Below are 25,817 nucleotides of genomic sequence, written 5' to 3'. Positions count from 1 at the left end.
TGGTTCTCCGCTACGGTCGGAGAACAACCTGGGGAGGTCGGAATGGAGTTCCAAGACGTCGTCCGGCGCAGGCGCATGGTGCGCAGGTTCACGGACGAGCCGGTCAGCGACGAGAGCCTCCAGCGGATCATGCGCAACGCGGTGCGCGGGCCGTCCGCGGGGTTCTCTCAGGGCCAGGGGTTCCTGGTGCTGACGGGTGAGCCGCTCGAGCGGCTCAGGAACTTCGAGTGGTGGGCCGCTGAGGAGACGAAGGCCGCACCGGCCGTCGTGATCCCGTTCTCGGCCAAGGACGTCTACCTCGACCGGTACGCGCAGCCCGACAAGGGCTGGACGGACCGCAGCGAGGACCACTGGCCGGTGCCGTACTGGGACATCGACACCGGCATGGCCGCGTTGCTGATCCTGCAGACCGCCGTGGACGAGGGTCTCGGCGCGGTGTTCTTCGGGCTCGGCAAGGACCAGTGGCCCGGACTGCGCGAGGAGTTCGGCGTTCCGGACATCTACGTGCCGATCGGCATGATCGCGATCGGGCACCCCGCCGAGGAAGGCGTCTCCGAGGGCGCGTCGCCGCTGACTCGCATGCGCAAGAGGTTCGACGAGATGGTGCACTGGGGTCAGTGGAAGTGAGATCGTTCGGCCTGCTCGGGCCGTTGGACGTGGTGCTCGACGGGCGTGGAGTCCACATCCCGCCCGGCAAGCGCCGGGTGGTGCTCGCCGCGTTGCTGCTGCGGCCCGGCCAGGTCGTCGGTGTCGACGAGCTCGTCGAACTGGCCGGCGGGTCGCGCAACGCCCTGCAGACCACCGTCGGCCGGCTGCGCGAGGACCTCGGCCACACCGAGCTCGTGCGGACCAGGCCAGGCGGCTACCTGCTGGACGTGCGGCCCGACGAGGTCGACGTCCACCGCTTCGACCGCCTGGAACCGCGGGAGGCGCTCGCGTTGTGGCGCGGCCGCCCGTTCGCCGACATCGGCAGCGACGCGCTCGAACGCGACCACCTGCCCGCGTTGACCGAGAAGTACCTCGCGACGCTGGAAGCGCGGATCGAGAACGACCTCCGCGACGGCAGACACGCCCAGCTCGTCCCGGAACTGCGCACGCTCACCCGTCAGCACCCCACCAGGGAACGGATGTGGGCGCAGCTGATCGTGGCACTGCACCGCTGCGACCGGCAGACCGAGGCGTTGCAGGCCTTCGACGACATCCGCGGCAGGCTCGCCGAGGAGCTCGGCCTCGATCCCGGCCGGGACCTGCAGAAGGCCCACCAGCAGGTGCTCACGGCCGACAACAGACCGAAGGCGCGCAACGACCTGCCCGGTGACATCCCCGACTTCGCCGGCCGCGCCGACGACCTGGAGGAGATCCTCGCCGCCGTGCCGTCCGGGTGCGTGGCGATCACGGCGATCGACGGCATGGCGGGCATCGGCAAGACGACGCTGGCCGTCCGCGCGGCGCACCGGCTGGCATCCCGTTTCCCGGACGCGCAACTGTTCGTGGACCTGCACTCCCACACCGACGGCGTCGAACCCCGGACGCCCGCGGACGCGTTGCTGGAGTTGCTGACCGCGCTCGGCGTGCCCGCGCAGGACATCCCGGACGGCCTGGACGCCCGCGCCGCGCGGTGGCGGGCGGAAATGGCGCACCGCAAGGCACTCGTCGTGCTGGACAACGCGGGCAGTGCCGCCCAGGTCCGGCCTCTGCTGCCCGGCACCGGCCTGGTGCTGGTCACGAGCAGGCGCCGGCTCGTCGACCTGGACGCCGCCCACACGATCTCGTTGGACGTCCTGTCCGAAGAGGACTCACTGCGGCTGCTCGCGTGCATTGCGGGACAACGGAAACTCGACCAGGACCTCGAAGCCGCCCGCGAGATCGTCCGGTTGTGCGGCCACCTGCCGCTGGCCGTGCGGATCGTCGGTGCCCGGTGGCGCACCAGGCCGGCGTGGTCCGCGCGGGACGTGACGCGCCGCCTCACCGAGCAACGGCTGACCGAGCTGACGGCGGGTGAACGCAGCGTGGCGGGCGCGTTCGCCTTGTCGTACCAGCAACTCACGGGCGAACAGCAGCGGTTGTTCCGGTTGCTGGGGCTGCACACCGGCGAGGACTGGGACGCGCACCTCGCCGCGGCGCTCCTGGCGACGACGAAGGCGCCGGCGGAGCGGCTACTCGACGAGCTGCTCGACGTGCACCTGGTGCAGCAGAAGGAGAACGGCCGCTACCGTTTCCACGACCTGCTGGCCGACCACGCCAAGGCCGTTGCCGCACCGGAGGAGACGCAGGAGGCGCAACTCCGGATCCTCGACTTCTACCTGCACTGCGCCACCGTCGCCGGGAACCTGCTCTCACCCGGCCGTCCGCAGATCGACACGGCGGTCGTCCACGAGCCGGTCGAGCCGCCGCAGTTCGCCACACCCGTCGCCGCGCTGGAGTGGCTGGCGGCGGAGCGGCTGAACGTCAAGGCCGCCGTCTACCTGGCCGCCTACCAGGGCCACTACCGGCACGCGTGGCAGTTGCCCCACCACCTCGCGCACTTCCTGTTGATGCGGGGCTACGGACGCGAACGGGTGGAGCTGCACAGCATCGCGCTCGCGGCCACGCACCAGCTCGGTGACCTCAAGGCGCGCGCGGAAGCGTTGCAGGGCCTGGGTTCTGCGTACCTGGAGGACAGCAACCCGAAGGCGGAGGGGTACCTGCACGAGGCGCTCGACCTGATGCGGCAGATCAAGGACCTGCGGGGCGAGGCATCGACGATGGGAGTGCTCGGCACCATCGCGCGCGAACGCCGTGAGCTCGACAAGGCGATGGAGTACTTCGAGCGAGGCCTGACCTTGATGCGCCAGGTGGAAGCGAAGACGGGCGAGTCGAGCGCGCTGCACAACATCGGCGTCGTGTACGCCGAACGCGGTGAGTACGGCACGGCGCTCATCTACCTCGAGGAAGCGCTGGCGTTGCAACAGAAGTACGGCGACGCACGGTCGTGCGCGATAATCCTGCACCACATCGCCTACGTGCACTGCAACGAGTTCAACGACGACCTGTCTCTGTCGTTCATCGAACGCAGCTTGCAGGCCTATCACGAGTCGGGCGACTGGCGCGGTGCGATGATGGCCAAGTCCGACTTCAGTTACATGTTCTACGCAATGGGCATGCACGACCGGGCACACGAGATGGTGCGCGCGCTGATCAGGCAGACCACGGAGTCGATGAACTTGGCCGATGTGGGGACCGCCCTCGCGACGATGGCGGAAGTGAGGGACCACACGGGTCAGATCGCAGTCCTCCTCTCGATGTCACTCGACGCCGAGCTCGACGGACGGCTGCGTGATGCCTTGCGGCACGCGGAAAGGTGCCTCGCCCTGGTGCGCAGGGCGGCGCGCGGCTGGGGCGAGGCCCGCCTGCTCACCCAGTTGTCCGGCCTGCACCTCGCACTCGGCGACCCCGCCACCGCGCTGCGCGTCGGCGAGGAAGCGGTGCGGGCCGCCGAGCGACTGCGTCAGCCACGCGCCATCGCCGTCATGAAGGAAATCCTCGCTAGAGCGACAGCGCCAGCAGCACCAGCGTCGTAGCGACGACCGCGACCAGTGCGAAGGCCGTGTACTGGGCGAGTCTGTCCTTGGTCCTGCGCATTCCCCTGCTCCCCTCGGTGGTGGTGCCACCGAGCGTGGTGAAGCCCGCCCCCACGTCGTCCCCACGGCGATCACACGGGGTCCCGACCATCACCCGTGCGGTTTACTCGGAATGTGCGAGGAAACCCGTCGGAGACGTTTTGATCTTCTCGGCGTGAGGTACTCGTGAAGCATTGCTCCAACCGAGCGCTTGGCTGGCTCGCCACATTCCGTTAGGGTCGCATTCGCGAGCAATTGGCACGGGTGCCGGCGTTACCGAAAATCGCCCGAAAATTGATCAAAAATTAGCCACTTGTTCGATTGCAACCAAAACGCTGCTCCATCGGAGTGCGGCCGTCCACGACAGGACCAGTCGGCGCTCACCCTGCGGGGCGGTGGTGACAGAGGTGTGTGCGTGCAGTGGTGCGAGGTCGGCCAAAAGGGGCTTGCGAGTCGTGAGAATCGGACCAGTCTTGTCTAATGGCATCGCCGGGACCCGTCCGGCGGACAGTGGCCTCGACCAGGGGGTGGAACGCACCATGGGTGGTGTCCCGACGTTTCCCCACGGCAGACCGCTGACGTGGGCGGACCTGGAGGCGATGCCTGATGACGGGCACCGTTTCGAACTCGTCGACGGGGTGTTGGTCATGAGCCCCTCACCCCGCCCCGTGCACCAGCGGGTCGTCGCACGACTGCTGGTGGCGCTGACGGCTGTCTGCCCGCCCGAGCTCGAGGTGCTCCCGGCTCCGGTCGACGTGGTGCTCGCCGACGACACGGTCTTCATTCCGGACCTCGTGGTCGGCCGGCGCGAGCAGTTCACGAAACAGGCCCTCATGGGACCGCCGGTGCTGGCGGTCGAGGTTTTGTCTCCGCGCACGCGGCACGTGGACCTCGAACTCAAACGTGCGAAGTTCCAGGAAGTCGGCTGCGAGAACTACTGGATGATCGACTACGACGCGCCGTGGCTGCGGTGTCTCCACCTCGAAAACGGGGTGTACGTCGAACAGGCGCGTTCGGAAGGCGACGAGATCATCGAACTGCAATTCCCGTTCGCGGTGAAGCTGAGCGCTCAGGGCCTGGTGCGCTGATCACATCGCGAGCTTCGAGCTGAGCCACGCACGGGTCGCGTCGCGGTAGTCCTCGGCGTTGCGGTGCAGGGCCAGTGAATGTCCCGCGCCGGGCAGCACGTAGGTCTCCAGCTGCGCCTCAGGCCGGTAGTACGGCGCCTCCTGCGCGCGCAGGCTCGCCGCGGACGAGCAGTCGCGCAACGCGAGCAGGCCGCAGAACAGGACGTCGTCCGTGCCGACCGCCTGGAACACCGGCACGTCGATGCCGTACGTCGTGGGCAGCACGATGCCGAAGACGGCCACGGTTCCCATGCCCGGCACGGAAACCTGGTCCTTGGTCAGCTCGTCCGCGTTCACCACGAGCTGCTCGGCGTCGTCCATGGCGTAGAACAACCCGGCCCGCGCACCCGGTCGCGTCGTGAAGTACAGCGGGTCGCTGCCGAGCTTCGCGAGCAGGTCGTCCAGGAACACCGGCTGAAGCCCGAGTGCGGCGCCCAGTGTCAGCACAGGGACGGCGGGCATGTGCGTCATGCCGGACAGCACCACGCCGTCGACGTCGTGGTAGGTCGCGGCCTCCATCGCCACGATGCCCGACCCGACGGAGTGCCCGACGATGACGACCTTCTCGTAGGCCGTGCCGCCGACGCGTCCGGCGCGCAGGTGCTGCACGACCTCGTGCATCGACCGCGCCTCAACGGAAATCAGCAGCGGCAGGCTCATCGGGTGCGTCGAGGCACCCGTGCCGAGCCGGTCCACGGCGAACGTGGCACGGCCTTCGCGCGCCATGTTCCGCTGGTACGAGTAGGACTCCGGCGCGCCCGGCAGATCCCAGTACGCGCGGTTGTACGTGCCGCCGTGCACCAGCAGCTGGATCGAGCGGGGGTGCACGCCCGCGGGCTTGCAGAGCTGGCCGGAGACCGTCGCCGGTTCTCCTGTCGGGCCGGACACGGGAAGTGTGGTGAGCGAGCACTCGACGGCGGAGGCGTGGGCGGCAGGCGTCAGTGACGTCATCGCCAGCACCGCGGCGAGAACGGGGAGCAGTTTCACGCTTGAGGCCTTCTACTCGTGGCGGTCATGGGCAGCCTGTTGGGCTGCATCGTCGCCTTCACCTGGGCGTAAACGCGTTGTCCCGCAACGGGGACGAGGTCCCACCGGTCCGGGTCGAACTGGCCGGGGTTCGGGTACCACCGGGGATCGCGGTGCAGAGTGTGTTGCGAGACCGCGATCTCGGACCCCTTCCGCACCAGGGCCTGTGCCGCAACCGGCACCGAGCCCCTGCTGTTTGGCGCGAAAAGCACGTTCGGGCCGATAGATGGCCCGAACGTGCTTTTCGCGCCAAAAAATATGTCCGGTATGCCTGAGTCGCTCTACTTCAAGACAGGCCATAGCGCGCCGCCGATCTCGACGTCCTCGCGGGCCCGGCGCATCTCCGATGATCGGCGGGGTGCGCCGCAGCACCTCGTTGATGATCCGGCCGGTGTACTCGAGCTTCGCCACGTCCTCGAACGTCGCGGGCCGGTCGCCCAGCACGGCGTCGGCCTCGGGGATGACCTCGCGCAGCCTGGCCGCGGCCTCGTCGAACTCGCGGTTCGCCTCGAGCGGCAGCTGTCCGAGCTCCGCGAAGAACAGCGTGCGGCCGGCGACGGTCATCACGAAGGCCTGCACCACCCGGTCGAACTCGAGCCGCTGACCGTCGTGCCACGAGTCGCGCAGTTCGGTGGCGAGCGACGTGATCACGTTCTCCGCGCAGGTCGCGACCCTGGCGCGCAGCTGCAGCGCGAGCTCGGGTGTCGTGACCAGGTGCACCGGTAGGGGACCGAGGAAGACTCTGACCACGTCACCCCTGGCGGGTAACGAGGACAGGAACTCGACCGGAGACCTGAGCAGCGTGACGGTGTGCCCGATGAGGGGCCATCGGCCCGGCACCGTCGTGACGCTCGGCATCACACCACCCTCTCGCGACCCCGAACAACCTAGGGCCGTAGCGCCAGTGGAGGCGAGCAGATACACACGATCGGATGCTCATCCATTCGGCCGGTCTGGTGCGCATGAGTACGCTCAGTCGGTGAGCAACGGCCCCGGTTGGGTTCCACCAGGTGTAGACACGACGGTGCCCTCACCGGCACGGGTGTACGACTACTGGCTCGGCGGCGGTCACAACTTCGCGCCGGACCGCGCGCTGGCGGAGAAGATCCTGCAGATCATGCCCGGCGTCCGGGACGCGGCGCGGCTCAACAGGTCGTTCCTGCGCAGGGCCGCGCTCACCATGGTCGAGCAGGGCGTGCGGCAGTTCCTCGACATCGGCTCCGGCATCCCGACGGTCGGCAACCTGCACGAGATCGTGCAGGCCGAGGCCCCCGACTGCAGGGTGGTCTACGTCGACAAGGACCCGGTCGCGGTGGCGCACAGCGAGCTGATCCTGGCGGGCAACGGCAACACCGCCGTGGTGCAGGCAGATCTGCGCGACCTGGACGCGATCTTCAACGCCGACCCGACCCGCAAGCTCCTCGACTTCGACCAGCCGGTAGGCCTGTTCATGTTGCTGGTGCTGCACTTCGTCCCGGACGAGTGGGACCCGGCGACGATCGTCGGTCACTACCGCGACCGTCTCGCCCCCGGCAGCTACCTGGCCCTGACGCACGCCTCGGCCGAGGCGAAACCTTCCGGCATGGACGAGGCCGTGCAGACCTACAACGTGAAGAGCTCGCAGAACCAGGCGTTCCCGCGCACCCACGACGAGGTGCTGGCGTTCTTCGGCGGTTTCGAGCTGCTGGAGCCGGGACTCGTCGGCTGCCCGGCGTGGCGCCCGGACGGCGCGGGCGACTTCGCGGCGAACCCGGAGATCAACGAAGTGCCGTTCGCGGGCGTCGCTGTCAAACCCTGATCTTCACTGACGGCCGACGGTCAGCCACCGGTCAGCGCTGGTCGGCACCTTGTGAGCAACACCGGCTCACAAGGGGGCAACCACATGAAGAACGTCCTGATCTCCGGCGCCAGCATCGGCGGACCCGCACTCGCCCACTGGCTGCGCCACCACGGTTTCTCCGTCACCGTCGTGGAGCGGGCCCGCGGTCTGCGGCCCGGCGGTCAGGCCATCGACGTCCGCGGCCCCGCGCTGGAGGTCGTCGAGCGCATGGGCCTGGGCGACCAGCTGAGGTCGTTCAGCACCAACATGCGCGGCATGAGCATGGTCGACGCCGAGGGCAGCGAGCTGTTCAGCTCCACCACCCGCACCATCAGCGGCGGCGACCTCGCCGGCCCCGACGTCGAACTGCTGCGCGACGACCTCGCCCGAATGCTCTTCGACGCAGCCGAAGGCGTCGAGTACCTGTTCGACGACACGATCACGTCCATCGACGGCACCCGCGTCACGTTCGAGAAGGCCGCACCACGCGACTTCGACGTGATCGTCGGCGCCGACGGCCTGCACTCCAACGTCCGCAGGCTCGTCTTCGGCCCGGAAGAGCAGTTCATCAGCCACCTCGGCATGAACCTCGCCGTGTTCACCGCGCCGAACTTCCTCGGCCTCGACCACTGGCAGACCTTCCAGCGGGGCGACGTCGTGGGCGGCGGCATCATGAGCGCCCGCTCGAACGCGGAATGCCGCGTCTACATGGGTTTCAACGGCGCCGTGGAGTTCGACCACCGCGACGTGGACGCCCAGCGCCGCCTGCTGGCCGAGATGTTCGCCGACGCGGGCTGGGCCTGGCCGACCGCGCTCAAGCACATGTGGGAGGCGCCGGACTTCCACTTCGACTCGATGAGCCAGATCCACATGGACACCTGGTCGCGCGGCAACGTGGTGCTCCTCGGCGACGCCGGCTACTGCGGTTCGCCGTTGTCGGGCCAGGGCACCAGCATGGCGCTGGTCGGCGCGTACGTGCTGGCCGGTGAGCTGGCGGCGGGTTTCGACGGTGCTTTCGGGCGCTACGAGGAGATCCTGCGGCCGTACGTGACGGCGAACCAGGACATGGCGCTGAAGAACCGGGAGAACGGGGGCGAGCCGTCGGAGGAGTTCGCGGAGGTCGTGAACTCCCTGAAGCTCCCCACCTACTGATGCAGCTCGTCGGTTGCGTCACAGCCCCGGTGCCGTGATCGCGGCGCTGATCATGGCGCTTGCCAGCAGGCTCGCGCCCATGATCGGTCCGGCCAGCCGGCTGCTCGGCCCGGTGGTGCCACGCAGGCGTGACACCACTCCCCCGAGTGCGACCAGTTGGACGACGCCGACGACCGCTACACCGAGGTCGTTCAGCAGCAGCGCCAGTGGCAGAAAATGCACCGCCACGACGACCGCGACCCACCACGCCATCCACCGCGATGCCCCGCGTCTCGTCAGCACGAGACACCCGGTACCAGCGGCGACGACCTCGGCCGCGACCAGGGCTCCGAACCAGGCGTACTCGCCCTCCAGCGCGGTCGGCCGGTCCCAGTTCACGGCGGTCAGAACCCCGAACGCCACGGCGAACCCGATGCCCAGCACCGAACCCACCCCCAGCCAGACCCGCCAACTCCGGGGAGGGTCCTCCTGGGCCCAGCCGAACCACACGAAAGCCATCAACCCGAACCACGCCACCGTGAAGCACTGATCACGCACGAACTCAGTCAGCATCGGCACTCGTTTCCCGTGGCAGGTCAGTAGCAGGACAGTGGAGCGAAACGTTGATACCGCATCTGTGTTCGGTGATCAGCGGCCGGGTGGACCTACTGAATTGGCTCAGACCATTGACGGCAAATGGGACAGGTCGTCACGCTGGACCGCGGGTCGCCGCCCCCCGGCTCGTAAGAGGAGGAGTCGTGAGAACTCGCGTTCTCGCCGCGGTCATCGCTGTCACCGCGGCCCTGTCCGTGAGCGCGCAGTCGCAGGCCGCGGAACCGTTGCAGAGCCTCGTGCCGGTCCCGGTGTCGGTGCAGGCCAGAAGCGGTGTCACGCACACGCTGACGGCAGCCACGAAGATCTACACAGCTCCTGCCGCACGGGACGTCGGCGCCTTCCTCGCGGGTGTCCTGCGGCCCTCGACCGGTTACGCGTTGCCGGTGTCCGACGCGGTGGGAACTCCGGCCGACGGCATTTCGCTGCTGCTCTCGGGTGCGCCGGGCTCGGTCGGGGACCAGGGCTACCAGCTCGACGTCGCGACCAGTGCCATCGTCGTCAGGGCCAACACTTCCGAGGGGTTGTTCGCCGGCGTGCAGACGTTGCGGCAGCTGCTGCCCGCGGCGGTGGAGAGCGCGACCACGCAGCCCGGGCCGTGGACCGTGCCGGGCGCGTTGATCGTCGACCACCCGCGGTTCTCCTACCGCGGCGCGATGCTCGACGTGGCCCGCCACTTCCACCCCGTCGCGTCGGTCAAGCGGTACATCGACCAGCTGGCGTTGTACAAGATCAACTATTTTCACCTGCACCTGAGTGACGACCAGGGCTGGCGGATCGTGATCGACAGCTGGCCGCGCCTCGCCACGTACGGCGGCAGCACGCAGGTCGGTGGCGGGTCCGGCGGGTACTACACCAAGGCGCAGTACAGCGAGATCGTGCAGTACGCGGCGGCGCGCAAGATCACGGTGATTCCCGAGATCGACATGCCCGGCCACACCAACGCCGCGCAGGCCTCGTACGCCGAGCTCAACTGCAACGGTCAGGCTCCGCCGCTGCGCACGGACATCGAGGTCGGCTACTCGTCGTTGTGCGTCGGCAAGGACATCACCTACCAGTTCATCGACGACGTGGTGCGCGAGATCGCGGCGCTCACGCCCGGCCCGTACTTCCACATCGGCGGTGACGAGGCGCACGCCACCTCCGACGCGGACTACCAGGCGTTCATGAACCGCGCGCTGCCGATCGTGAAGAAGTACGGCAAGACCGTGCTCGGCTGGCACGAGTTCGTGAAGACCACGACCGACACGACCGCCGTTCCGCAGTACTGGGGCACCACCACGTCCAACGCGACCGTGCAGGCAGCGGCGGCGCGCGGCAACAAGGTGATCATGTCGCCCGCGAACAAGGCCTACCTGGACATGAAGTACAACTCCAGCACGCCTCTCGGGCTGTCGTGGGCGGGGTACATCGAGGTGCAGACCGCCTACGACTGGAACCCCGGCACGCACCTGAGCGGCGTGCCGGAGTCCGCGGTCCGCGGCGTTGAAGCTCCACTGTGGACAGAGACGATCGTGACGTCGCGCGACATCGAGTTCATGGCGTTCCCGCGGCTCTCGGCCATCGCGGAGCTGGGCTGGTCGCCGTGGTCGACGCACAACTGGGACCAGTTCAAGGTCCGCCTGGGCGCCCAGGCGCCGCGCTGGGCGACGATGGGCATCAACTTCTACCGCTCGGCCCAGGTCCCGTGGGACACCGGCGGTCCGCAGCCCGGACCGTGCTCGCAGCCGGCGTGGGAGCGCACGAAGATCTACACCGGCGGCAACGTGGTCTCGCACAACGGCCACAAGTGGACCGCGCAGTGGTGGACGCAGGGCGAGGAGCCGGGCACCACCGGCCAGTGGGGCGTCTGGCGCGACGGCGGCGTCTGCTGAGTTCTTGCTCGATGAACGGCGCATTTGTTCACGTGAGGTGGACAAAAGCGCCGTTCATCGAGCAACGCGGGTACTGGGCGCTCGCACTGGGTAGCCGGATGTCGTGGATGCCCGAGTTGCCGTTTTTGCCCCGTCCCCTCAGCTGACCGTGACCGTCGAGGACCTCGACGGCGAGCCCGACGTGCACCTGCACGCCGGTGGCCAGGGTTTCTGGCAGTCCAGGATGATCGCCGCGCTGGGCGTCGAAGCCGTCGTGTGCGCGGCGTTCGGCGGCGAGACAGGCCGTGTGTTGCGCACGCTGCTTGAAGGTGAACACGTCGACCTGCGCGCGCGGGATGTCGCTGCGCGCAACGGCGCCTACGTGCACGATCGCCGTGACGGCAGCCGGTCTGAGATGGTCGAGATGCTGCCGGACGCGTTGTCCCGCCACGAGCTCGACGACCTGTACGAACTGGCGTTGGTGGAGGGCATCCGCGCGGGCACGGCCGTGCTGAGCGGGCCGTCCGACGACCGCGTGCTGCCGCACGACACGTACTACCGCCTCACGACCGACCTGACGCGCAACGACTGCCGCGTGATCGTGGACCTGGCCGGCGACCGGCTGGCCGAGGCGGTGCGGGGTGGTCCGCACGTCGTCAAGGTGAGTCACGAGGAACTGGGCGAGGAGGAGCTGTCCGAGCTCGTGCGGAAGTGTCGTGAGATCGCCAAGTCAGGTGTGCACGGCGTGGTCGTGTCACGTGCCGACGAACCGGCGCTGGCGCTGCTGGACGAGACGTTGTACCTGGTGAGGATGCCTCGGCTGGAGCCCGTCGACACCCGTGGCGCGGGCGACTCCATGACCGCGGGGATTTCAGCCGGACTCGCGCTGGGTATGTCGTTGGAGGACGCGGTGAAGCTCGGCGCGGCGGCCGGCGCGGTGAACGTGACCCGGCACGGCCTCGGCAGCGGCGGGGGAGATGCGGTGCGCGAGCTGAGCCGACGCGTGGAACTGGAGCCGATCGAGGAATGAGCGGATGCGCGCGCTGATCACGAACGACGACGGAATCGACTCTCCCGGCCTGCTGACGTTGGCTCGTGCCGCGGTCGAGTGCGGACTGGAGGTCGTCGTCGCCGCACCGGCCGAGCAGGCCAGCGGCACGAGCGCCTCGGTCGCGGCCGTCGGCGACAACGGCAGGGTGGCGAGCGTTCGTCGCACGATGCCCGGTCTCGACGCGGAGGCCTACGCGGTCGCCGCGCATCCGGGCCTGATCTCGCTGATCGCGTGCCGCGGCGGCTTCGGTGGCAAACCCGACGTGGTGCTGTCCGGAGTGAACCTCGGTGCGAACGTCGGCCGCGCGATCCTGCACTCCGGCACGGTCGGCGCGGCACTGACCGCGCACCTGAACGACGTCACGTCGCTGGCGGTGTCGCTCGACGTCGGGTTGGACGGGCCCGAACCGTTGTGGGACAAGGCGGGTGAGGCGGTGCGCGCGGTGCTGCCCGCGTTGCTGGAGATGCCCGCCGCCACGGTGCTGTCGCTGAACGTGCCGAACATCGTTGACGTGCAAGGACTTCGCTGGGCGGAGCTGGCGCGGTTCGGCACCGTGCAGAGCCGGGTGGACGAGGTGGGGGAGAACGAGGTCGAGCTCGTCACCGCGTACTCGGAGGACAAGCCCGCTCCCGGCACCGACGCGGCGTTGCTGGCCGACGGCTACGCGACCCTGACGCCGTTGCGTTCCGTTGGTGCCGAACCTATTTCGGGGCTGCCTTCGCCGGCCTGGCCAGCGTGATCACGAGCCCGATCAGCGCCGTGCGCACTTCGAGGAAGCCCTCGGTGGTGACGTCGTCGAGCGAGAACGCCAGCGTCCCGAACGAGAGCAGCAGGAGCAGGCCGTACATCCGCGCGAGGTCGTGCCGCCACGCCATGGCGACGCCCAGCGCCCCGACGCCGACCTGGATGACGTGGTAGTCGGGATCCAGTCCGAACACGTCGAACCATCCGAACGCGAGCTGCAACACGCCTGCTGTGAGGGTCAGGATCTGCGGCCTCGTGAACTCGAACTGGTCGCTCAACAAGGCCATTGGGGGTCCTACCCTTCGGATCGCCGCCACACCGCGTCGTACTTCGCCTGTCGTTCGCGGTCCTGCGCGGCATTGCGCTCTCGGCGCCCCTGAGTCGCCGACCCTCGTGGGTACCCGTACTTGGTGAGCCGGTAATCCACACTTTCCGGTGCGTAGGACAACGCGAAGTACAGTCCTACAACGAAACCGAGCCCACCGCACGCGATCGCCAGCGGCCACGGCGAGCCGAGCCCGAACACGAGCGCGAGAACGATGACCACGACCAGCGGTGTGACCTGCACGAGGCTGCGGATCGTGAAGCGCACCAGCCACTTCGGACCGGTCACGTCGTCGTGCACGAACTCGCGGTACTTCTGCGGCAGCCGCCCGCCCGCGTAGTACCAGACCTTGAGGGCGGGGTTCATCGCGTCGCCTTGGCGATCACCTTGCGCAGCACCTCGTTCAGCTGCGCGAGCTCTTCGAACGTCATGTCCAGCTGCTCCACGACCTTGAAGGGGATCTTGAGCGCCTCGTTCCTCAGCTCCTGGCCGGCCTCGGTCAGCGTGAGGGCGAGCGCGCGCTCGTCGTTGCGGTCCCGCTGGCGCTCGACGTAGCCGACCGCCTCCAGCCGCTTGAGCAGCGGGCTGAGGGTGCCGGGGTCGAGCTGCAGGACGTTGCTCAGGTCCTTGACCGTGCGCGGGGACCGTTCCCAGAGGGCGAGCATCACCAGGTACTGCGGGTGGGTGAGGTTCAGCGGCTCCAGGATCGGCCGGTAGACGGCGATCACCGTCCTGCTCGCCACGGCCAGGGCGAAGCAGACCTGCCGCTCGAGCTCGAGCGGGTTCTCCGGAATGCTTGGTGTACTAATCATTGGTGTACACACTAACTCGCGGGTGCGCTCGGCTCCAAGAGGTGTGGCGCAGCGCTCAGGCTGCCGGGTTCGGCGGAGGAGCCTGGGGTAGACGACTGGCATGGCCCGGACAACCGTCGTCATCGCCTCGCGCAACCGTGCGACGAGCCTGGTGCGCACGCTCGCGCACCTCAGCGAGCTCGCGACTCCGGTGATCCTGGTGGACAACGGTTCCACCGACGACACCGTGCTGCGCGTGCGGCGGGAGTTCCCCGAGGTCGAGGTGCTGGAGGCGGGCGCGAACCTCGGCGCGGTGGCCCGGAATCACGGCGTACAGGCCGCGCGGACGCCGTACGTGGCCTTCTCCGACGACGACTCGTGGTGGGCGCCCGACGCGTTCGAACGGGCCGAGCCGATCCTCGACGAGCACCCGGACCTCGCGGTGATCGCGGCACGCACGCTGGTCGGGCCCGCCGAGGTGCCGGATCCGATCACCCCGCTGCTGCGCGACAGCCCGCTGGGCGACGGTGTCGCGGGCCCCGCCGTGCTCGGGTTCATGGCCTGCTCGGCGATCGTGCGGCGGCAGGCGTTCCTGGAGGTCGGCGGGTTCAGCCCGGTGCTGTTCTTCCGCGGCGAGGAGTCGTTGCTGTCGTGGGATCTCGCGGCGGCGGGGTGGGCGCTCTGCTACGTCGAGGACGTGGTGGCGCACCACCACCCGTCCGCAGAACGGGCGCCGGACGGAGACATCGTCGAGCGGCGCAACGCCGTGCTGGCCACGTGGATGCGACGCCCGGTGCACCGCGCGGTGGCGGCGTCGCTGAAGGACCCGGCCGCGTTCCGGGCGGCCGTGCCCCGGCTGCGCCAGGCGCTCCGGCAGCGACGCGCGCTGCCGAAGCACCTGGAAGCGCAGATCAGGAAAGCGAGCGAACGGCCGCCGCGAGACGCGTGATGCCCTCGTCGATCTGCTCCGGCGTGACGCCCGAGAACGCGAGGCGCATCTCGTTGTCGCCGCCCTCCAGCAGGAAGTCCGAGCCCTTCACGAACTCGACGCCGTGCTCCTTGGCGACTCCGAAGAGCTTCTCGATCGACACGCCCGGCAGCTCGACCCACATGAAGTAGCCACCCTGCGGCGCGGTGAAGACGGCCTCCGGCAGCTCACGCTTCAGCGCGGCGACCAGCGCGTCCCTGCGGGCCTTCAGCGCGGTGCGGACGTTGACGACCGACTCGTCGAGACGCCCGGAGCGGCAGTACGAGTTCACGATCGACTGCGCCACCATGTTCGGCGAGATGTACGTCGTGGTCGCGATGTCCTGGACCTTCTTGATGACGGCCTTCGGACCGACCAGGTACCCGCAGCGGATGCCGGGCGCCATGGTCTTCGAGAACGACGACGCGTAGACGACCTTGTCGCTCTTGTCCTGCGACAGCATGGTCGGCAGCGGCTCGCCCTCGAAGCGGACCTTGATGTACGGGTCGTCCTCGAACAGCACGAAGTCGAACTTGGCCGCGAGCTCCAGCAGCCGCGCGCGCTTGGCCTCGGACAGCGTGTAGCCGGCCGGGTTGTGGAAGTTCGGGATGATGTGCGCGAGCGAGGGCCGCACACCGCTCTCGAGCAGCTTCTCGAGCGCGTCGACGTTGATGCCGTCGGTCTCCAGCTCGATGGCGTGGATCTTGGCACCGCGCTGACGCAGGTTCAGCAGCGTGCGGTCGTAGGTCGGCGCCTCGACCACCACGTCGTCGCCCGGCTGGACGAGGAGCTCGAACAGGAACGCGTCGGCCTGCATCGAGCCGTTGGTGACGAGCACCTGCTCCGGCTCGACACCGTGCTGCTCCGCGATCCACGCGCGCAACGGCACGTAGCCGACGCTCGTGCCGTACGCGAACGTGCCGCCGGGGTCGTTCGTGAAGGCCTGTTGCGCCGCGTCGCGCAGGCCCTCCTGGTCAATGATGTCGAGAGAGGGCGCACCGCGCGTGAACAGGATCGAGGCCATGCGCGGAGCGTACAACTCCCACGATTTGGGCTACGGCCGATATGCGTATGAGCTCAGCTGCTGCACGGGCCTGAGCTCAGGGCTGCGACGGCAGGGAGGTGTCGCACGGTGGCCGGAGTCACCCACATGAGTGAGATGTGAAACGCCCTCAGGCGTTTGGACGTTTAACACTGTGGGTATCCCACGCACTGTCTCTACCTCTTCACCGGTAGTACAACTCCACGGCAGCCGTCGCCCAGCCGAAGGGTTCGGGCCGGTTCTGAGCGCCGCCTTCACAAGCCGCGCAGGGTTCGACTCCCTCGGTTGCCACTGCTTTCACCGTCGATCCCGCGGCGGGAGCGGGGGCGTCGCGATCTGCGGATCGCGGCGCCCGCTCCGGTTTGGCTCGTGCGCCGTTCATCCGGGTAGGCGTCCGCGCTCACGATCGTCCTCGTGAGGGCGAAGCCGGCACAAAACAAGCCCGCCCGATCCTGAGACCGAGCGGGCTTGGTGGAAACACTCAGATGGCGCGGACGGCCTGCGCCTGTGGTCCCTTCTGACCCTGGCCGATCTCGAACTCCACGCGCTGCTTCTCCTCCAGCGACTTGAAGCCCTGACCCTCGATCTGCGAGTAGTGCACGAACACGTCCGGACCACCGCCGTCCTGCGCGATGAATCCGAAGCCCTTCTCGCCGTTGAACCACTTAACGGTGCCCTGCGCCATACCAATTGCTCCCTAGCGTTCAAGTCCCCGTCGTGCGGGGCGCGCGGGCAGTCTGCCAGCGGACGGTCTCTCTCACATCGTGGTTAGCCCGGTGGTGTGAAGAAGTAAGTTGGACCGGGTACCACCGAGAGGAGCAGGGATGACGAACTGGCTGGACGTCGCGCACGACGTGGCGGCGACGCTCAGGTCCGACGCGGCGGACAGGGACCGGGCCAACCAGCCACCCGCCAAAGAGGTGGAACTGCTCCGGCAGAGCGGCCTGCTGAACGTCAGCGACTGGGCCACCCAGCAGAAGATCAACCGGATCATCGGGGCCGCGGACGCCAACGTCGGGCACCTCCTCGGGTACCACTACCTGCAGATCTGGCGCAGCGGACTGTTCGACGTCCCGTTCAGCAAGGCCGCGGACCAGTTCTGGGCAGGCGTCAGCAACCCTCTCGACGCGGCCCTCGAACTGACGCCGAAGGGCACCGGCTTCCTCCTCAACGGCCGCAAGACGTTCGCCACCGGCGCCTCCGTGGCCGACCGGATCGTCGTCAGCGCCACCCGCACGGACAACGGCGAGAAGCTCACGTTCCTGCTCGACGGCAAGGCCGCGGGAATCACCTACCTGGACGACTGGGACAACATCGGCCAGCGACTCACCGCGTCCGGTGGCGTCGCCTTCGAGAACGTCGAGGTCACCGAGATCCTCGGCGTGCAGCCCGCGAACGAGGACCCGCGCATCAGCCTCGCCGCCATCGGCTTCCAGCTCGTGCTCGCCCAGCTCTACGTCGCCATCGCGGAGGGCGCGCTCGCCGAGGCCGCCGACTACACCCGCACGAAGACCCGCCCGTGGTTCGTCAGCGGGGTCGAGACCGCCACCGAGGACCCGTACATCGTCGCGGCCTACGGCGAGATGGTCTCCCAGACGAAGGCCGCCGGGTTGCTCGCGGACGAAGCCGGACGGCAGCTCCACGAGGCCACCGAGCTCGGCCGCCACCTCACCCCGGCGAAACGGGCGGAGGTCGCGGTCACCATCTCCGAGGCCAAGGTCGTCAGCACCAAGCTCGTCAACGAGGTCACCAGCCGGATCTTCGAACAGGTCGGCGCGCGCGGAACGGCCGCCAAGTACGCCGTCGACCGCTTCTGGCGCAACGCCCGCACGCTCACGCTGCACGACCCGGTCGTCTACAAGGCCCGCGAGGTCGGCGAGCACTTCCTGACCGGCGCGCGCCCCGCCTACACCGGGTACAGCTGATGCAGCCGGTGCTCGCCGACTCGGTGCGGCTCACCGACGACGGCGTGCTGATCCTGGACCGCCGCCAGTTCCCGTTCGAACGCGACTGGGTGCTGTGCCGGACGGCCGAGGACGTCGCGCGAGCCATCGAGGACATGGTCACCCAGTCCTCGGGCCCGTACTTCGCGGCGCTCTACGGCATGGTGCTCAAGGCCCGCACCCTCGAAGGGAAGCCCTTCGCCGAGGCACGCGCGGAGCTCGCCAGGACGGCGATCATGCTCGAGAACACCAGGCGCACCAACAACGCCCTGAGCAAGGCGACCGCGGCGGTCCTCAAGGCGGTCGACGAAGCCCAGGACGTCACGAACGCCCTGCAGGGCGCCAAAACCGGCGACCACGCGTACCGGGCCAAGAGCCAGGCGCTGGGTGAGCACACCGCGAACCTGTTGCCGGACAACGCCACGGTCATGACGCACTGCTGGGCCGACCTGTACCTGACGGAAACGGTCAGGGCGGCCCAGAACCAGGGCAAGACGTTGAAGTTCTTCTGCACCGAGACCAGGCCCTACCTGCAGGGGGCCAGGCTCACCGCGGAGACATTGATCGAGATGGGTGTCGACACCACGCTCATCACCGACGGCATGGGCGCGGCCGTCCTGCAAAGCGGTGAGGTCGACGCGTTGGTCACGGCGGCCGATCGGGTCACCATGGACGGGCACGTCGTCAACAAGGTCGGCACACTGGGGTTGGCCGTGGCAGCGCACGCGTTCGGCGTACCGTTCCACGCCCAGGTGCAGGCACCCGACCACGCGGCGCCCACGGCGGAGCACGTGGAGATCGAGTACCGCGACGGCGCCGAGGTGCTGCAGGTGCTCGGCAGGCCGAGTGCCACGCCGCGGGTGAAAGGGCTGTACCCGGCGTTCGACGTGACGCCGCCCCGGTTCGTCACGGACGTCGTGACCGACCGAGGGGTGTTCGGCGCCGGGGAGCTGGACAAGTACTACGAGGGAGAACAGCGGTGAGCAAGTGGGTCGTGCTCGACATCGAGGGCACGCTGAGCGCGACGGACCAGGTGCTGGTCGTCCTCTACGACTACGCGCGCCCGCGGCTCGGGCCGTGGATCGAGCAGCACGGTGACGACCCGGTGGTCGCCGACGCCGTGCAGCAGATCAAGGAGCTCGCCGGCCACGACGACGTGGTGAAGGCGTTGCACGACTGGATGGACGCCGACCAGAAGGTCACGCCCCTCAAGACGTTGCAGGGTCTCATCTGGCAGCAGGGCTACGCGCAGGGCGACCTCGTCGCGGAGTTCTTCCCCGACGTCGTCCCCGCGCTGCGCAAGTGGCACGACGACGGCGTGAAGCTCGCGATCTTCTCGAGCGGCTCGGTCGCGGGCCAGATCGCGTTCTTCAAGCACACCACCGACGGCGACCTGACCCCGTTGCTGGAGCACCACTTCGACACGGTCAACGCCGGTCCGAAGCGCGAAGCGGCGTCGTACCACAAGATCGCCGAGGTGCTCGGGTCCGACGACATCACCTTCTACAGCGACGTTCCGGCCGAGCTGCACGCCGCGCAGGAAGCCGGCTGGAAGACCGTCGGCGTCGCACGCGCCGGTGAGCCGTACGGCAACGCCGACTTCACGCCCCACCCGACGGTCTGGGAGCTCTCGTGACGGCGGAGCTCGCCCGCGAGTGCGTCCGCTTCGCGCAGATGGGCTGGATGCGTGGCACGAGCGGCAACCTCTCCGTTGTGCTGCAACGGGATCCGCTGCGGCTCGCGGTCACCGTCAGCGGCGTCGACAAGGGTGAGATCACCGCTGAGGACAGCGTCGTCATCGACGCCGACGGCAACGCGGTCGACAGCGACAAGATCCCGTCCGCCGAGGCCGGCCTGCACGCAAGGATCGCGCGCGTCGCCGGCGCGGGAGCGGTCGTGCACGTCCACGCGCTGGCGCCGGTCGTCGCGGCCGAGCACTGGCCGGACGGCGTGGTCCTCCAGGACCTCGAGATGCTCAAGGGCTTCGGCCGCTACGACCACGAAGAGGTCGTCATCCCGGTCGTGAAGAACTCGCAGGACATGGCCGAACTGGGCGACGCCTTCGAGAAGGGCTTCGACCCGTTGGTGCCGGCGCTGCTCGTCGCACGGCACGGCGTGTACGTGTGGGGCGACGACCTGGTGCAGGCCCGGCACCGCCTGGAATGCCTGGAGTGGTTGCTGCGCTTCAAGGTGGAGACGCGAGACATCTATACGGGGAGGCACTCATGACGTTGCTGACGGTGTGGCCGGACTCGGGCCCCGAGGAGACCGTCCTGCGCACGACCGACGCCGAGGAGATCGCCACCGCGCTCAAGGAACACGGCGTGCGCTTCCACCGGTGGTCCGTTGTGGACGGTGTGACCGCCGAGAACGCGTTACAGGTCTATGAAAAGGACGTCGCCCGCGTCAGCGAGACGGAGGGCTACACCTACGTCGACGCGATGGAGATGGCGCCGGCGGACACCGACGAGTACCGCGCGAAGGCCGTCGAATTCCGCAACAAGTTCCTCGCCGAGCACACCCACGACGACGACGAGGACCGCTACTTCGCCCGTGGCGCAGGGGTTTTCTACCTGCACATCGGCGACAGGGTGTACGCGGTGCTCTGCGAGGCGGGCGACCTGCTGAGCGTCCCGGCGAACACGACGCACTGGTTCGACATGGGCACCACGCCCGACTACGTGTCGATCCGGTTCTTCCACGACGACGACGGCTGGATCGGCAACTTCACCGGCAGCGACATCGCCACGAAGTTCCCGACCTTCGACGAGCTGAGCGCGGGGTTGAGGGCTTCCCGGTCGTCCGACTGAGCGATCATGTTCGGATGGCTGCCAAATCCTCTGACGGGCGCTATCCACCTATCGAGCCGCACGACTCGGGCATGCTGCAGGTCGGCGACGGTCATTCGCTGTACTGGGAGGTGTCGGGCAATCCCGGCGGCAAACCGGTGGTCGTCCTGCACGGCGGTCCCGGATCAGGCAGCTCGCCCGCGAAGCGGAGTCTGTTCGACCCGGACCACTACCGCGTGGTCCAGTTCGACCAGCGCAACGCCGGCCGCAGCACCCCGTCCGCGGCCGATCCGGTCGTCGACCTGTCGGCCAACACCACCCAGCACCTCATCGCCGACATCGAGGCGCTGCGGGTCCACCTGGGGATCGAGCGCTGGCTCGTGCAGGGCGGCTCGTGGGGCGTCACGCTCGCCCTCGCCTACGCGCAGGCGCATCCGGAGCGGGTGACCGAGCTGATTCTGGTCGCCGTCACCAGCGGCGACCGCAGCGAGACCGCCTGGATCACCCGTGACGTTGGCCGCGTCTTCCCGCGCGAGTGGGAACGGTTCCGCGACGGCGTGCCCGCCGCCGACCGCGACGGAGACCTGGCCGCCGCCTACAGCAGGCTGCTGCACGACCCCGATCCCGACGTCCGGGCCAGGGCCGCGCACGAGTGGTGCGTCTGGGAGGACGCGCACATGTCGCTGGCTCCCGACGCCGAGCCGTTCCTGTCGGTCGCCGATCCGTCGTTCCAGCTGGCCTTCGCGCGCCTCGTGACCCACTACTGGTCGCACGGCTGCTTCCTCGAGGACGGCCAGTTGCTGCGCGACATCGGGCGGCTCCACGGGATTCCCGGCGTGCTGATCCACGGGCGCTACGACGTCAGCGGTCCGCTCGGCACGGCCTGGGCGCTGCACCGGGCCTGGCCCGGCAGCGAACTCGTGGTCCTCGACGACACCGGGCACGGCGGCGGCAGCATGGCCGAGGCCGTCCTCACCGCCACCGACCGTTTCGCGGGACGAAGCCGATGAGAAGTTCGCCCATCTGAATCTCGTTCCGGAACTGGAACCAGGTATTGATCCCTCCGCCTCCGTGCCCCCAAAGTGGTACAGACCACTTATCGAAGGTCGGAGGGATTCACCGTGGAAACCCCTGCACTCCACACGCGCCGCTCCGTTCTCGCGCTCGCCCTGACCACACCCCTGCTCGTGGCACCGGCGGCTGAGGCCCTCGCTCAGCCGCCGTCCGCGCAGTGGGTCTCGGCGCCGTACACCTACACGATGCAGAAGCCGTACAACCTGGCTCTGAGTGCCCGCTACAAGTTCGAGGGCGGCGTGCACACGATGTGGGTCTACGACTACGACCAGCCCCACACCCAAGGCAGCCCAACGGATCCGCGCACCGAGATGCGGTTCAACCAGGAGTACTCCAGCGGTTCACGCGCCTGGGAGGGCGAGATCTACGTCCCGAGCGGCGTGAGCGGCCCGACGGTCGTGCAGATCCTGCGCGGCAGCAGGCCCGACGGCACGCGCGCCACCGACGTGATGCTCAACGTCGCCAACATCAACGGCGGCACCCTGCGCAAGGACAGCAACCAGGTGATCGCCACCGGCATCTACAACAAGTGGTTCAGGATCCGCGTCGAGCACACGGCCGTCGCGGGCGGCCGCGGCACTGTCAAGACCTACTACAACGGCGCGTTGAAGCTGACCCACCCGGACGAGGGGCCGGCGACGCGCTACTTCAAGAACGGTGTGTACCACCACGGCAGCGGCCGCGCGGAGGCCCGCTTCCGCAACATCACGTACTGGCGCCAGTGACCCTAGAGTGAGGTCATGGACTCACGGGTGGCGGTGGCATCGCTCGGCGGAACGATCACGATGACCGGCTCCGGGGCGGTGTCACCGACACTCGGCGCGAAGGACCTCGTCGCAGGCCTCGACGTCGGCGAGATCGCCACCGTGGCGACGATCCCCGGCGCCTCGCTCACGTTCGTGACGCTGCTGGAGGCCTTCGACTGGGCCGACGAGCAGGTCTCCAGGGGTGCAGCCGGTGTCGTGATCATTCAGGGCACCGACACCCTCGAAGAGACCGCGTACTTCTTCGACTGCCTGTGGCCGCACGAGGAACCGGTCGTCGTGACCGGCGCGATGCGGCACCCCGGCCTGCCCAGCGCGGACGGCCCGGCCAACCTCGCCGCGGCGGTGGCGGTCGCGGCGGCGCGCAACTCCCGCGGGCGCGGGTCGTTGCTCGTGCTCAACGACGAGATCCACGCCGCTCGCTGGGTTCGCAAGGGGCACAGCAGTCTTCTGAACGCCTTCGAGTCGTTCCCCGGTCCGCTCGGACTCGTCGTCGAGGGCGCACCGCAGTACTTCCACCCCGCGCACCAGCTGCCGGCGCTGCCACGACCTCTGGACGTGCCAACGGTTCCGCTCATCGAGGCCACTTTGGACGATGACGGCTCGCTGCTCGACTGGCTCAACGTCGGCGGAGTCGTCGTCGCGGCAACGGGTGCCGGCCACGTCTCGGCGGGCATGGCAGAAGCGATCTCACGCGCCCGCTTCCCGGTGGTCGTGGCGTCGCGGACCGGTGCGGGCACCACTTTCCGATCCACCTACGGGTTCACCGGGTCCGAGTCGGACCTGATCAAGCGCGGCGCGGTGATGGCAGGGTGGCTGTGTCCCCGCAAGGCGCGCGTTCTGCTGCGGCTCACCCTCGGCGCGGTGCAGCCCATCGAGGATGTTTTCGCAGCTCGTGGCGGCGTTTTCTAGTACGTTTTCACCCGAATGAGCGCGTGGCATGGATTGAATCCAAGCCCTACCGTCGAACGACATGACCGCGACCATTTCCACCCCGTGCAGCCGGGAACTCGGTGATGAGCTACGCCGCCTGAGGGAGACCTGCACCCAGTTCCACGGCCGTGCGATGGCCATCCAGCTCGGCTGGGATCCGAGCAAGGTGTCCGACATCGAACTGGGCAAGGTGCGGGCGAGCGAGATCGACCTCGTGCAGTACCTGGCGACGTGCGGCAAGGACATCGACTTCGTGAACGAGTTCCGCAGCCGCTACTACAACGCCTTCGATCTCTACTTCGCTCAGGTGCCAGACAATCTGCGCACACTGGCGATGACCGAAGCGATGGCCACGAAGATCATCAGCCTCGACATCATGACGATGCCCGGTCTTGTTCAGGTGGAGGAATACGCGCGAGAACTGTTCGTCGACTCGCACATCGAGGCGCCAGAGGACATCGAGAAGTACGTGCGGGCGCGCATCGAGCGGCAGGCGATCATGAGAAAGCCCAATCGTCCGGAGTGCTTGTTCTACGTGCACGAGCTGGCACTGCGGATGCGGTTGGGCAGCGCCGCGGTCCGTGAAGATCAGTACCTCCGTCTCCTGTTCAACACCCACATCCTCCGGATAGTGCCGACGAATGTCGTCGCCTTCCGCTACCCGTGTGTGCTGTACGAGTTCGAGAAGGCTTCTCCGGTCGTGTTCAGCGAGACCGACATGGCTCAGGTGTTCGCTCAGGACAAGGTCGCAGTTGCACGGGCGAGGAGGCTCTTTCAGCGGCTGGATGCCGTCGCGTTGGATGAGGAACAATCGCGGAGCAAGCTGATGGAGTACATCAGCGGACTGCGAGAGGATTCTCATGGCTCCGGAACGGACCTGGCGTAAGAGCAGCTACAGCAGCGGCAACGGCTCGGGCAACTGCGTGGAGGTCTCGCTTGCCCAGGACGCGCTCGTGCGGGACACGAAGAACGCGAGTGGCGACGTTCTCGCGTTCTCCGCGGCTGCCTGGCGTGCCCTGATCAACTCGCTCTGACCACAGGCAGGTGTGGCGGTTCAGTCCGTTGCCGGTCGATCTCCAGCCCGTTCGGGCTCGTCGTCGAGCAGGTCGAGGAAGGCGGGCGCCAGCAGATCGTTCGAGGTGCTCGCGCGTGCCTCGGCGATGCTGACCAGACGGGAGGACTGCTCGTACCCGTCGAGGTCGGTCCACGAGACGTCAGCTCCGCCGTCGCGCTCGGTCGCGGTGCAGTGGAAGACGACCTGGAGCAGATCCGGGTAGGGATACGGGTCGTCCGGACGCCGTGGGGCGAGATGCTCCAGGTGCAGCCACCCCAGCGGGCGGAGGGTGTCGCGGTCGAGCAGCCACCCGGTCTCCTCGTGCACCTCCCGCGCTGCCGCGTCCGCGAACGACTCGCCGGCGAGCCGCCTGCCACCGGGCAGGGGGTGAGCGCCGCCGGCGTTCTCGCAGAAGACGATCAGCTCACCGACCTGCACCACGCACCGCACCGAGCTGACCAGTTCCTCCGGCAGGTCGGCCGGGACGGTGTAGGCGCTGACCCGCAACGGCATCGCGCCGTCCATCCAGCACGTCTCGCCTGTCGCGCTGGGCTGGTGGCGGGCCAGCAGAGCGGCCAGGCGCGGGTGGCGTGCACCGAATCCCGGACGACTCAACTCGCCCTGACCACCGAGGTGTTCGCGGTCTCCACGGTCACCCGCACCGTCTGAGGCGCCAGCGACTGCAGGTACTGCGCGTGGTCGGACCCGATCGTGTCGCTGAACGCGATGAACGCCAGGTGCGGCAGCTCGAACGCGGTCGTGGCGCAGAACTCCTCCAGCCGGTCGAACCCGCGCCGGATGCCCGTGGCGTCCAGGCCGAACACCGCGTACCGGTCGAGCTTGGCGGCGCCGATGTCGAGCAGGTGCAACGCGTGCATGGCGTGGGTGAACGCCATCGCACACACCTCGATGCGCGAGCACGAGACCAGCAGCGTGCGCACCATCGACGGGTGCAGCGACTTGCCGGACGTGCGCAGGACGACGTCGATGCCCGCGGCGCGGAACTGCTCGACGATCTCGAACAGGCCGGGCACGGTGAGCGGCTCGCCCCCGCCCAGCGTCACGGTCTCGGGTCGCATCGAGATGAGCGCCTGCGTGATGTGCAGCATTCGTTCGTGGCTGAGCCGCGCGTGTGCGACGTCCCAGGTGATGTCCATCGGGCCCCCTTCGGCG

The 25,817-nt window shown here is 68.4% G+C and carries 31 protein-coding genes; 20 read left to right on the top strand and 11 right to left on the bottom strand.

All coding sequences use genetic code 11. The features are described from left to right. Positions 1–42: 42 nt before the first annotated feature. Positions 43–627 carry a nitroreductase family protein gene (locus ACFOWZ_RS36545; protein WP_382378497.1) on the top strand — a complete coding sequence of 195 codons (585 nt, stop codon included), beginning with the start codon at positions 43–45 and terminating at the stop codon, positions 625–627. Then, positions 618–3,560 carry an AfsR/SARP family transcriptional regulator gene (locus tag ACFOWZ_RS36540; RefSeq protein ID WP_382378496.1) on the top strand — a complete coding sequence of 981 codons (2,943 nt, stop codon included), beginning with the start codon at positions 618–620 and terminating at the stop codon, positions 3,558–3,560. The genes ACFOWZ_RS36545 and ACFOWZ_RS36540 overlap by 10 nt, the downstream gene beginning before the upstream one ends. Here ACFOWZ_RS36540 and ACFOWZ_RS36535 read toward each other — a convergent pair. After that, positions 3,526–3,675, bottom strand: coding sequence for a hypothetical protein (locus ACFOWZ_RS36535; protein WP_382378494.1), 150 nt, complete (start codon positions 3,673–3,675; stop codon positions 3,526–3,528). The genes ACFOWZ_RS36540 and ACFOWZ_RS36535 overlap by 35 nt on opposite strands. 463 nt (positions 3,676–4,138) lie before the next feature. On the opposite strand from ACFOWZ_RS36535, the gene ACFOWZ_RS36530 reads away from it, so the two are divergent. Continuing rightward, the gene (locus ACFOWZ_RS36530; RefSeq protein WP_382378493.1) at positions 4,139–4,687 is read left to right on the top strand and encodes a Uma2 family endonuclease; all 549 of its coding nucleotides are present in this window, start codon (positions 4,139–4,141) and stop codon (positions 4,685–4,687) included. Here ACFOWZ_RS36530 and ACFOWZ_RS36525 read toward each other — a convergent pair whose 3' ends face one another. Beyond that, positions 4,688–5,677, bottom strand: coding sequence for an alpha/beta hydrolase (locus ACFOWZ_RS36525; protein ID WP_382378541.1), 990 nt, complete (start codon positions 5,675–5,677; stop codon positions 4,688–4,690). It lies immediately after the preceding gene. Between the two features lie 32 nt (positions 5,678–5,709). Further along, entirely contained in the window at positions 5,710–5,910 is a 201-nt protein-coding gene (locus ACFOWZ_RS36520; protein WP_449280288.1) for a cytochrome P450, read from the bottom strand. A 109-nt stretch (positions 5,911–6,019) separates the two neighbouring features. On the opposite strand from ACFOWZ_RS36520, the gene ACFOWZ_RS36515 reads away from it, so the two are divergent. The 3 genes from ACFOWZ_RS36515 (at position 6,020) to ACFOWZ_RS36505 (ending at position 8,723) form a co-directional block, all read left to right on the top strand. Further along, positions 6,020–6,478 carry a hypothetical protein gene (locus tag ACFOWZ_RS36515; RefSeq protein ID WP_382378492.1) on the top strand — a complete coding sequence of 153 codons (459 nt, stop codon included), beginning with the start codon at positions 6,020–6,022 and terminating at the stop codon, positions 6,476–6,478. 253 nt (positions 6,479–6,731) lie between these two features. Next, on the top strand, positions 6,732–7,550 hold the full coding sequence (locus tag ACFOWZ_RS36510) for an SAM-dependent methyltransferase (RefSeq protein WP_382378491.1): 819 nt from the start codon (positions 6,732–6,734) through the stop codon (positions 7,548–7,550). A gap of 84 nt (positions 7,551–7,634) precedes the next feature. Continuing rightward, a complete protein-coding gene (locus tag ACFOWZ_RS36505) occupies positions 7,635–8,723 on the top strand; it encodes an FAD-dependent monooxygenase (RefSeq protein ID WP_382378490.1) in 1,089 nt (362 codons plus the stop codon). An 18-nt stretch (positions 8,724–8,741) separates the two neighbouring features. Here ACFOWZ_RS36505 and ACFOWZ_RS36500 read toward each other — a convergent pair whose 3' ends face one another. Next, the gene (locus ACFOWZ_RS36500) at positions 8,742–9,275 is read right to left on the bottom strand and encodes a hypothetical protein (protein ID WP_382378489.1); all 534 of its coding nucleotides are present in this window, start codon (positions 9,273–9,275) and stop codon (positions 8,742–8,744) included. Between the two features lie 212 nt (positions 9,276–9,487). On the opposite strand from ACFOWZ_RS36500, the gene ACFOWZ_RS36495 reads away from it, so the two are divergent. From ACFOWZ_RS36495 to surE, 3 genes are all read left to right on the top strand, one after another. After that, positions 9,488–11,188, top strand: a complete 1,701-nt coding sequence (locus tag ACFOWZ_RS36495) for a family 20 glycosylhydrolase (protein WP_382378540.1) — start codon at positions 9,488–9,490, stop codon at positions 11,186–11,188. A 148-nt stretch (positions 11,189–11,336) separates the two neighbouring features. Beyond that, positions 11,337–12,197 (top strand): 1-phosphofructokinase family hexose kinase, encoded by an 861-nt coding sequence (locus tag ACFOWZ_RS36490; RefSeq protein WP_382378488.1) that lies wholly within the window; start codon positions 11,337–11,339, stop codon positions 12,195–12,197. Positions 12,198–12,201: 4 nt separating this feature from the next. Next, positions 12,202–12,957, top strand: a complete 756-nt coding sequence (gene surE / locus ACFOWZ_RS36485; RefSeq protein ID WP_382378487.1) for a 5'/3'-nucleotidase SurE — start codon at positions 12,202–12,204, stop codon at positions 12,955–12,957. Here the strand turns inward: surE and ACFOWZ_RS36480 are convergent. From ACFOWZ_RS36480 to ACFOWZ_RS36470, 3 genes are read right to left on the bottom strand one after another with little or no spacing between them, the layout of a single operon-like run. Further along, positions 12,920–13,249, bottom strand: a complete 330-nt coding sequence (locus ACFOWZ_RS36480; protein ID WP_382378486.1) for a hypothetical protein — start codon at positions 13,247–13,249, stop codon at positions 12,920–12,922. The genes surE and ACFOWZ_RS36480 overlap by 38 nt on opposite strands. A gap of 8 nt (positions 13,250–13,257) precedes the next feature. After that, positions 13,258–13,653, bottom strand: coding sequence for a DUF5313 family protein (locus ACFOWZ_RS36475; RefSeq protein WP_382378485.1), 396 nt, complete (start codon positions 13,651–13,653; stop codon positions 13,258–13,260). Further along, entirely contained in the window at positions 13,650–14,099 is a 450-nt protein-coding gene (locus tag ACFOWZ_RS36470) for a MarR family winged helix-turn-helix transcriptional regulator (RefSeq protein WP_382378484.1), read from the bottom strand. Before ACFOWZ_RS36470 ends, ACFOWZ_RS36475 begins: the two co-directional genes overlap by 4 nt. Before the next feature lie 100 nt (positions 14,100–14,199). On the opposite strand from ACFOWZ_RS36470, the gene ACFOWZ_RS36465 reads away from it, so the two are divergent. Next, positions 14,200–15,027, top strand: a complete 828-nt coding sequence (locus tag ACFOWZ_RS36465) for a glycosyltransferase family 2 protein (RefSeq protein WP_382378483.1) — start codon at positions 14,200–14,202, stop codon at positions 15,025–15,027. Here the strand turns inward: ACFOWZ_RS36465 and ACFOWZ_RS36460 are convergent. Together ACFOWZ_RS36460 and ACFOWZ_RS36455 are read right to left on the bottom strand one after the other, a co-directional pair. Beyond that, a complete protein-coding gene (locus ACFOWZ_RS36460) occupies positions 14,990–16,069 on the bottom strand; it encodes an aminotransferase-like domain-containing protein (protein ID WP_201780139.1) in 1,080 nt (359 codons plus the stop codon). The two genes, ACFOWZ_RS36465 and ACFOWZ_RS36460, sit on opposite strands and share 38 nt — an antisense overlap. 499 nt (positions 16,070–16,568) lie before the next feature. After that, positions 16,569–16,772 (bottom strand): cold-shock protein, encoded by a 204-nt coding sequence (locus ACFOWZ_RS36455; RefSeq protein ID WP_363766324.1) that lies wholly within the window; start codon positions 16,770–16,772, stop codon positions 16,569–16,571. Positions 16,773–16,911: 139 nt separating this feature from the next. Here ACFOWZ_RS36455 and ACFOWZ_RS36450 point away from each other — a divergent pair, with 139 nt between their 5' ends. From ACFOWZ_RS36450 to ACFOWZ_RS36405, 10 genes are all read left to right on the top strand, one after another. Next, the gene (locus ACFOWZ_RS36450) at positions 16,912–18,012 is read left to right on the top strand and encodes an acyl-CoA dehydrogenase family protein (protein WP_382378482.1); all 1,101 of its coding nucleotides are present in this window, start codon (positions 16,912–16,914) and stop codon (positions 18,010–18,012) included. Further along, entirely contained in the window at positions 18,012–19,013 is a 1,002-nt protein-coding gene (locus ACFOWZ_RS36445) for a s-methyl-5-thioribose-1-phosphate isomerase (RefSeq protein ID WP_382378481.1), read from the top strand. The genes ACFOWZ_RS36450 and ACFOWZ_RS36445 overlap by 1 nt, the downstream gene beginning before the upstream one ends. Then, a complete protein-coding gene (mtnC, locus tag ACFOWZ_RS36440; protein WP_382378480.1) occupies positions 19,010–19,666 on the top strand; it encodes an acireductone synthase in 657 nt (218 codons plus the stop codon). The genes ACFOWZ_RS36445 and mtnC overlap by 4 nt, the downstream gene beginning before the upstream one ends. Next, positions 19,663–20,259, top strand: a complete 597-nt coding sequence (gene mtnB, locus ACFOWZ_RS36435) for a methylthioribulose 1-phosphate dehydratase (RefSeq protein ID WP_382378479.1) — start codon at positions 19,663–19,665, stop codon at positions 20,257–20,259. Before mtnC ends, mtnB begins: the two co-directional genes overlap by 4 nt. Next, on the top strand, positions 20,256–20,840 hold the full coding sequence (locus ACFOWZ_RS36430) for a 1,2-dihydroxy-3-keto-5-methylthiopentene dioxygenase (protein WP_382378478.1): 585 nt from the start codon (positions 20,256–20,258) through the stop codon (positions 20,838–20,840). Before mtnB ends, ACFOWZ_RS36430 begins: the two co-directional genes overlap by 4 nt. A gap of 14 nt (positions 20,841–20,854) precedes the next feature. Continuing rightward, positions 20,855–21,829: a prolyl aminopeptidase gene (gene pip / locus ACFOWZ_RS36425; RefSeq protein ID WP_382378477.1), complete on the top strand. Its 975-nt coding sequence runs from the start codon at positions 20,855–20,857 to the stop codon at positions 21,827–21,829. 111 nt (positions 21,830–21,940) lie between these two features. Continuing rightward, positions 21,941–22,618 (top strand): polysaccharide lyase family 7 protein, encoded by a 678-nt coding sequence (locus tag ACFOWZ_RS36420; RefSeq protein ID WP_382378476.1) that lies wholly within the window; start codon positions 21,941–21,943, stop codon positions 22,616–22,618. A gap of 15 nt (positions 22,619–22,633) precedes the next feature. Next, a complete protein-coding gene (locus tag ACFOWZ_RS36415; RefSeq protein ID WP_382378475.1) occupies positions 22,634–23,569 on the top strand; it encodes an asparaginase in 936 nt (311 codons plus the stop codon). Positions 23,570–23,630: 61 nt separating this feature from the next. Next, a complete protein-coding gene (locus tag ACFOWZ_RS36410) occupies positions 23,631–24,476 on the top strand; it encodes a helix-turn-helix domain-containing protein (protein ID WP_382378474.1) in 846 nt (281 codons plus the stop codon). Then, positions 24,451–24,624 carry a DUF397 domain-containing protein gene (locus ACFOWZ_RS36405; RefSeq protein ID WP_382378473.1) on the top strand — a complete coding sequence of 58 codons (174 nt, stop codon included), beginning with the start codon at positions 24,451–24,453 and terminating at the stop codon, positions 24,622–24,624. Before ACFOWZ_RS36410 ends, ACFOWZ_RS36405 begins: the two co-directional genes overlap by 26 nt. Before the next feature lie 20 nt (positions 24,625–24,644). Here ACFOWZ_RS36405 and ACFOWZ_RS36400 read toward each other — a convergent pair whose 3' ends face one another. Together ACFOWZ_RS36400 and ACFOWZ_RS36395 are read right to left on the bottom strand one after the other, a co-directional pair. Next, positions 24,645–25,259: an NUDIX hydrolase gene (locus ACFOWZ_RS36400; protein WP_382378472.1), complete on the bottom strand. Its 615-nt coding sequence runs from the start codon at positions 25,257–25,259 to the stop codon at positions 24,645–24,647. Continuing rightward, positions 25,256–25,801, bottom strand: a complete 546-nt coding sequence (locus tag ACFOWZ_RS36395; protein WP_382378471.1) for a hypothetical protein — start codon at positions 25,799–25,801, stop codon at positions 25,256–25,258. Before ACFOWZ_RS36395 ends, ACFOWZ_RS36400 begins: the two co-directional genes overlap by 4 nt. Positions 25,802–25,817 lie beyond the last annotated feature (16 nt).

Origin of the sequence: Lentzea rhizosphaerae, assembly GCF_042649515.1 — a bacterium.
GTDB lineage: Bacteria > Actinomycetota > Actinomycetes > Mycobacteriales > Pseudonocardiaceae > Lentzea > Lentzea aerocolonigenes.
This window is presented reverse-complemented; position numbering and strand designations above follow the sequence as displayed.

Excerpts from the sequence above, each read along its gene's own strand:
- ACFOWZ_RS36545 (WP_382378497.1), top strand. The coding sequence starts at position 43 with ATGGAGTTCCAAGACGTCGTCCGGCGCAGGCGCATGGTGCGCAGGTTC.
- ACFOWZ_RS36530 (WP_382378493.1), top strand. The coding sequence starts at position 4,139 with ATGGGTGGTGTCCCGACGTTTCCCCACGGCAGACCGCTGACGTGGGCG.
- ACFOWZ_RS36525 (WP_382378541.1), bottom strand. The coding sequence starts at position 5,677 with ATGACGTCACTGACGCCTGCCGCCCACGCCTCCGCCGTCGAGTGCTCG.
- ACFOWZ_RS36515 (WP_382378492.1), top strand. The coding sequence starts at position 6,020 with ATGCCTGAGTCGCTCTACTTCAAGACAGGCCATAGCGCGCCGCCGATC.
- ACFOWZ_RS36505 (WP_382378490.1), top strand. The coding sequence starts at position 7,635 with ATGAAGAACGTCCTGATCTCCGGCGCCAGCATCGGCGGACCCGCACTC.
- ACFOWZ_RS36500 (WP_382378489.1), bottom strand. The coding sequence starts at position 9,275 with ATGCTGACTGAGTTCGTGCGTGATCAGTGCTTCACGGTGGCGTGGTTC.
- surE (WP_382378487.1), top strand. The coding sequence starts at position 12,202 with ATGCGCGCGCTGATCACGAACGACGACGGAATCGACTCTCCCGGCCTG.
- ACFOWZ_RS36480 (WP_382378486.1), bottom strand. The coding sequence starts at position 13,249 with ATGGCCTTGTTGAGCGACCAGTTCGAGTTCACGAGGCCGCAGATCCTG.
- ACFOWZ_RS36475 (WP_382378485.1), bottom strand. The coding sequence starts at position 13,653 with ATGAACCCCGCCCTCAAGGTCTGGTACTACGCGGGCGGGCGGCTGCCG.
- ACFOWZ_RS36470 (WP_382378484.1), bottom strand. The coding sequence starts at position 14,099 with ATGATTAGTACACCAAGCATTCCGGAGAACCCGCTCGAGCTCGAGCGG.
- ACFOWZ_RS36465 (WP_382378483.1), top strand. The coding sequence starts at position 14,200 with ATGGCCCGGACAACCGTCGTCATCGCCTCGCGCAACCGTGCGACGAGC.
- ACFOWZ_RS36460 (WP_201780139.1), bottom strand. The coding sequence starts at position 16,069 with ATGGCCTCGATCCTGTTCACGCGCGGTGCGCCCTCTCTCGACATCATT.
- ACFOWZ_RS36455 (WP_363766324.1), bottom strand. The coding sequence starts at position 16,772 with ATGGCGCAGGGCACCGTTAAGTGGTTCAACGGCGAGAAGGGCTTCGGA.
- ACFOWZ_RS36450 (WP_382378482.1), top strand. The coding sequence starts at position 16,912 with ATGACGAACTGGCTGGACGTCGCGCACGACGTGGCGGCGACGCTCAGG.
- ACFOWZ_RS36445 (WP_382378481.1), top strand. The coding sequence starts at position 18,012 with ATGCAGCCGGTGCTCGCCGACTCGGTGCGGCTCACCGACGACGGCGTG.
- ACFOWZ_RS36430 (WP_382378478.1), top strand. The coding sequence starts at position 20,256 with ATGACGTTGCTGACGGTGTGGCCGGACTCGGGCCCCGAGGAGACCGTC.
- pip (WP_382378477.1), top strand. The coding sequence starts at position 20,855 with ATGGCTGCCAAATCCTCTGACGGGCGCTATCCACCTATCGAGCCGCAC.
- ACFOWZ_RS36415 (WP_382378475.1), top strand. The coding sequence starts at position 22,634 with ATGGACTCACGGGTGGCGGTGGCATCGCTCGGCGGAACGATCACGATG.
- ACFOWZ_RS36410 (WP_382378474.1), top strand. The coding sequence starts at position 23,631 with ATGACCGCGACCATTTCCACCCCGTGCAGCCGGGAACTCGGTGATGAG.
- ACFOWZ_RS36405 (WP_382378473.1), top strand. The coding sequence starts at position 24,451 with ATGGCTCCGGAACGGACCTGGCGTAAGAGCAGCTACAGCAGCGGCAAC.
- ACFOWZ_RS36395 (WP_382378471.1), bottom strand. The coding sequence starts at position 25,801 with ATGGACATCACCTGGGACGTCGCACACGCGCGGCTCAGCCACGAACGA.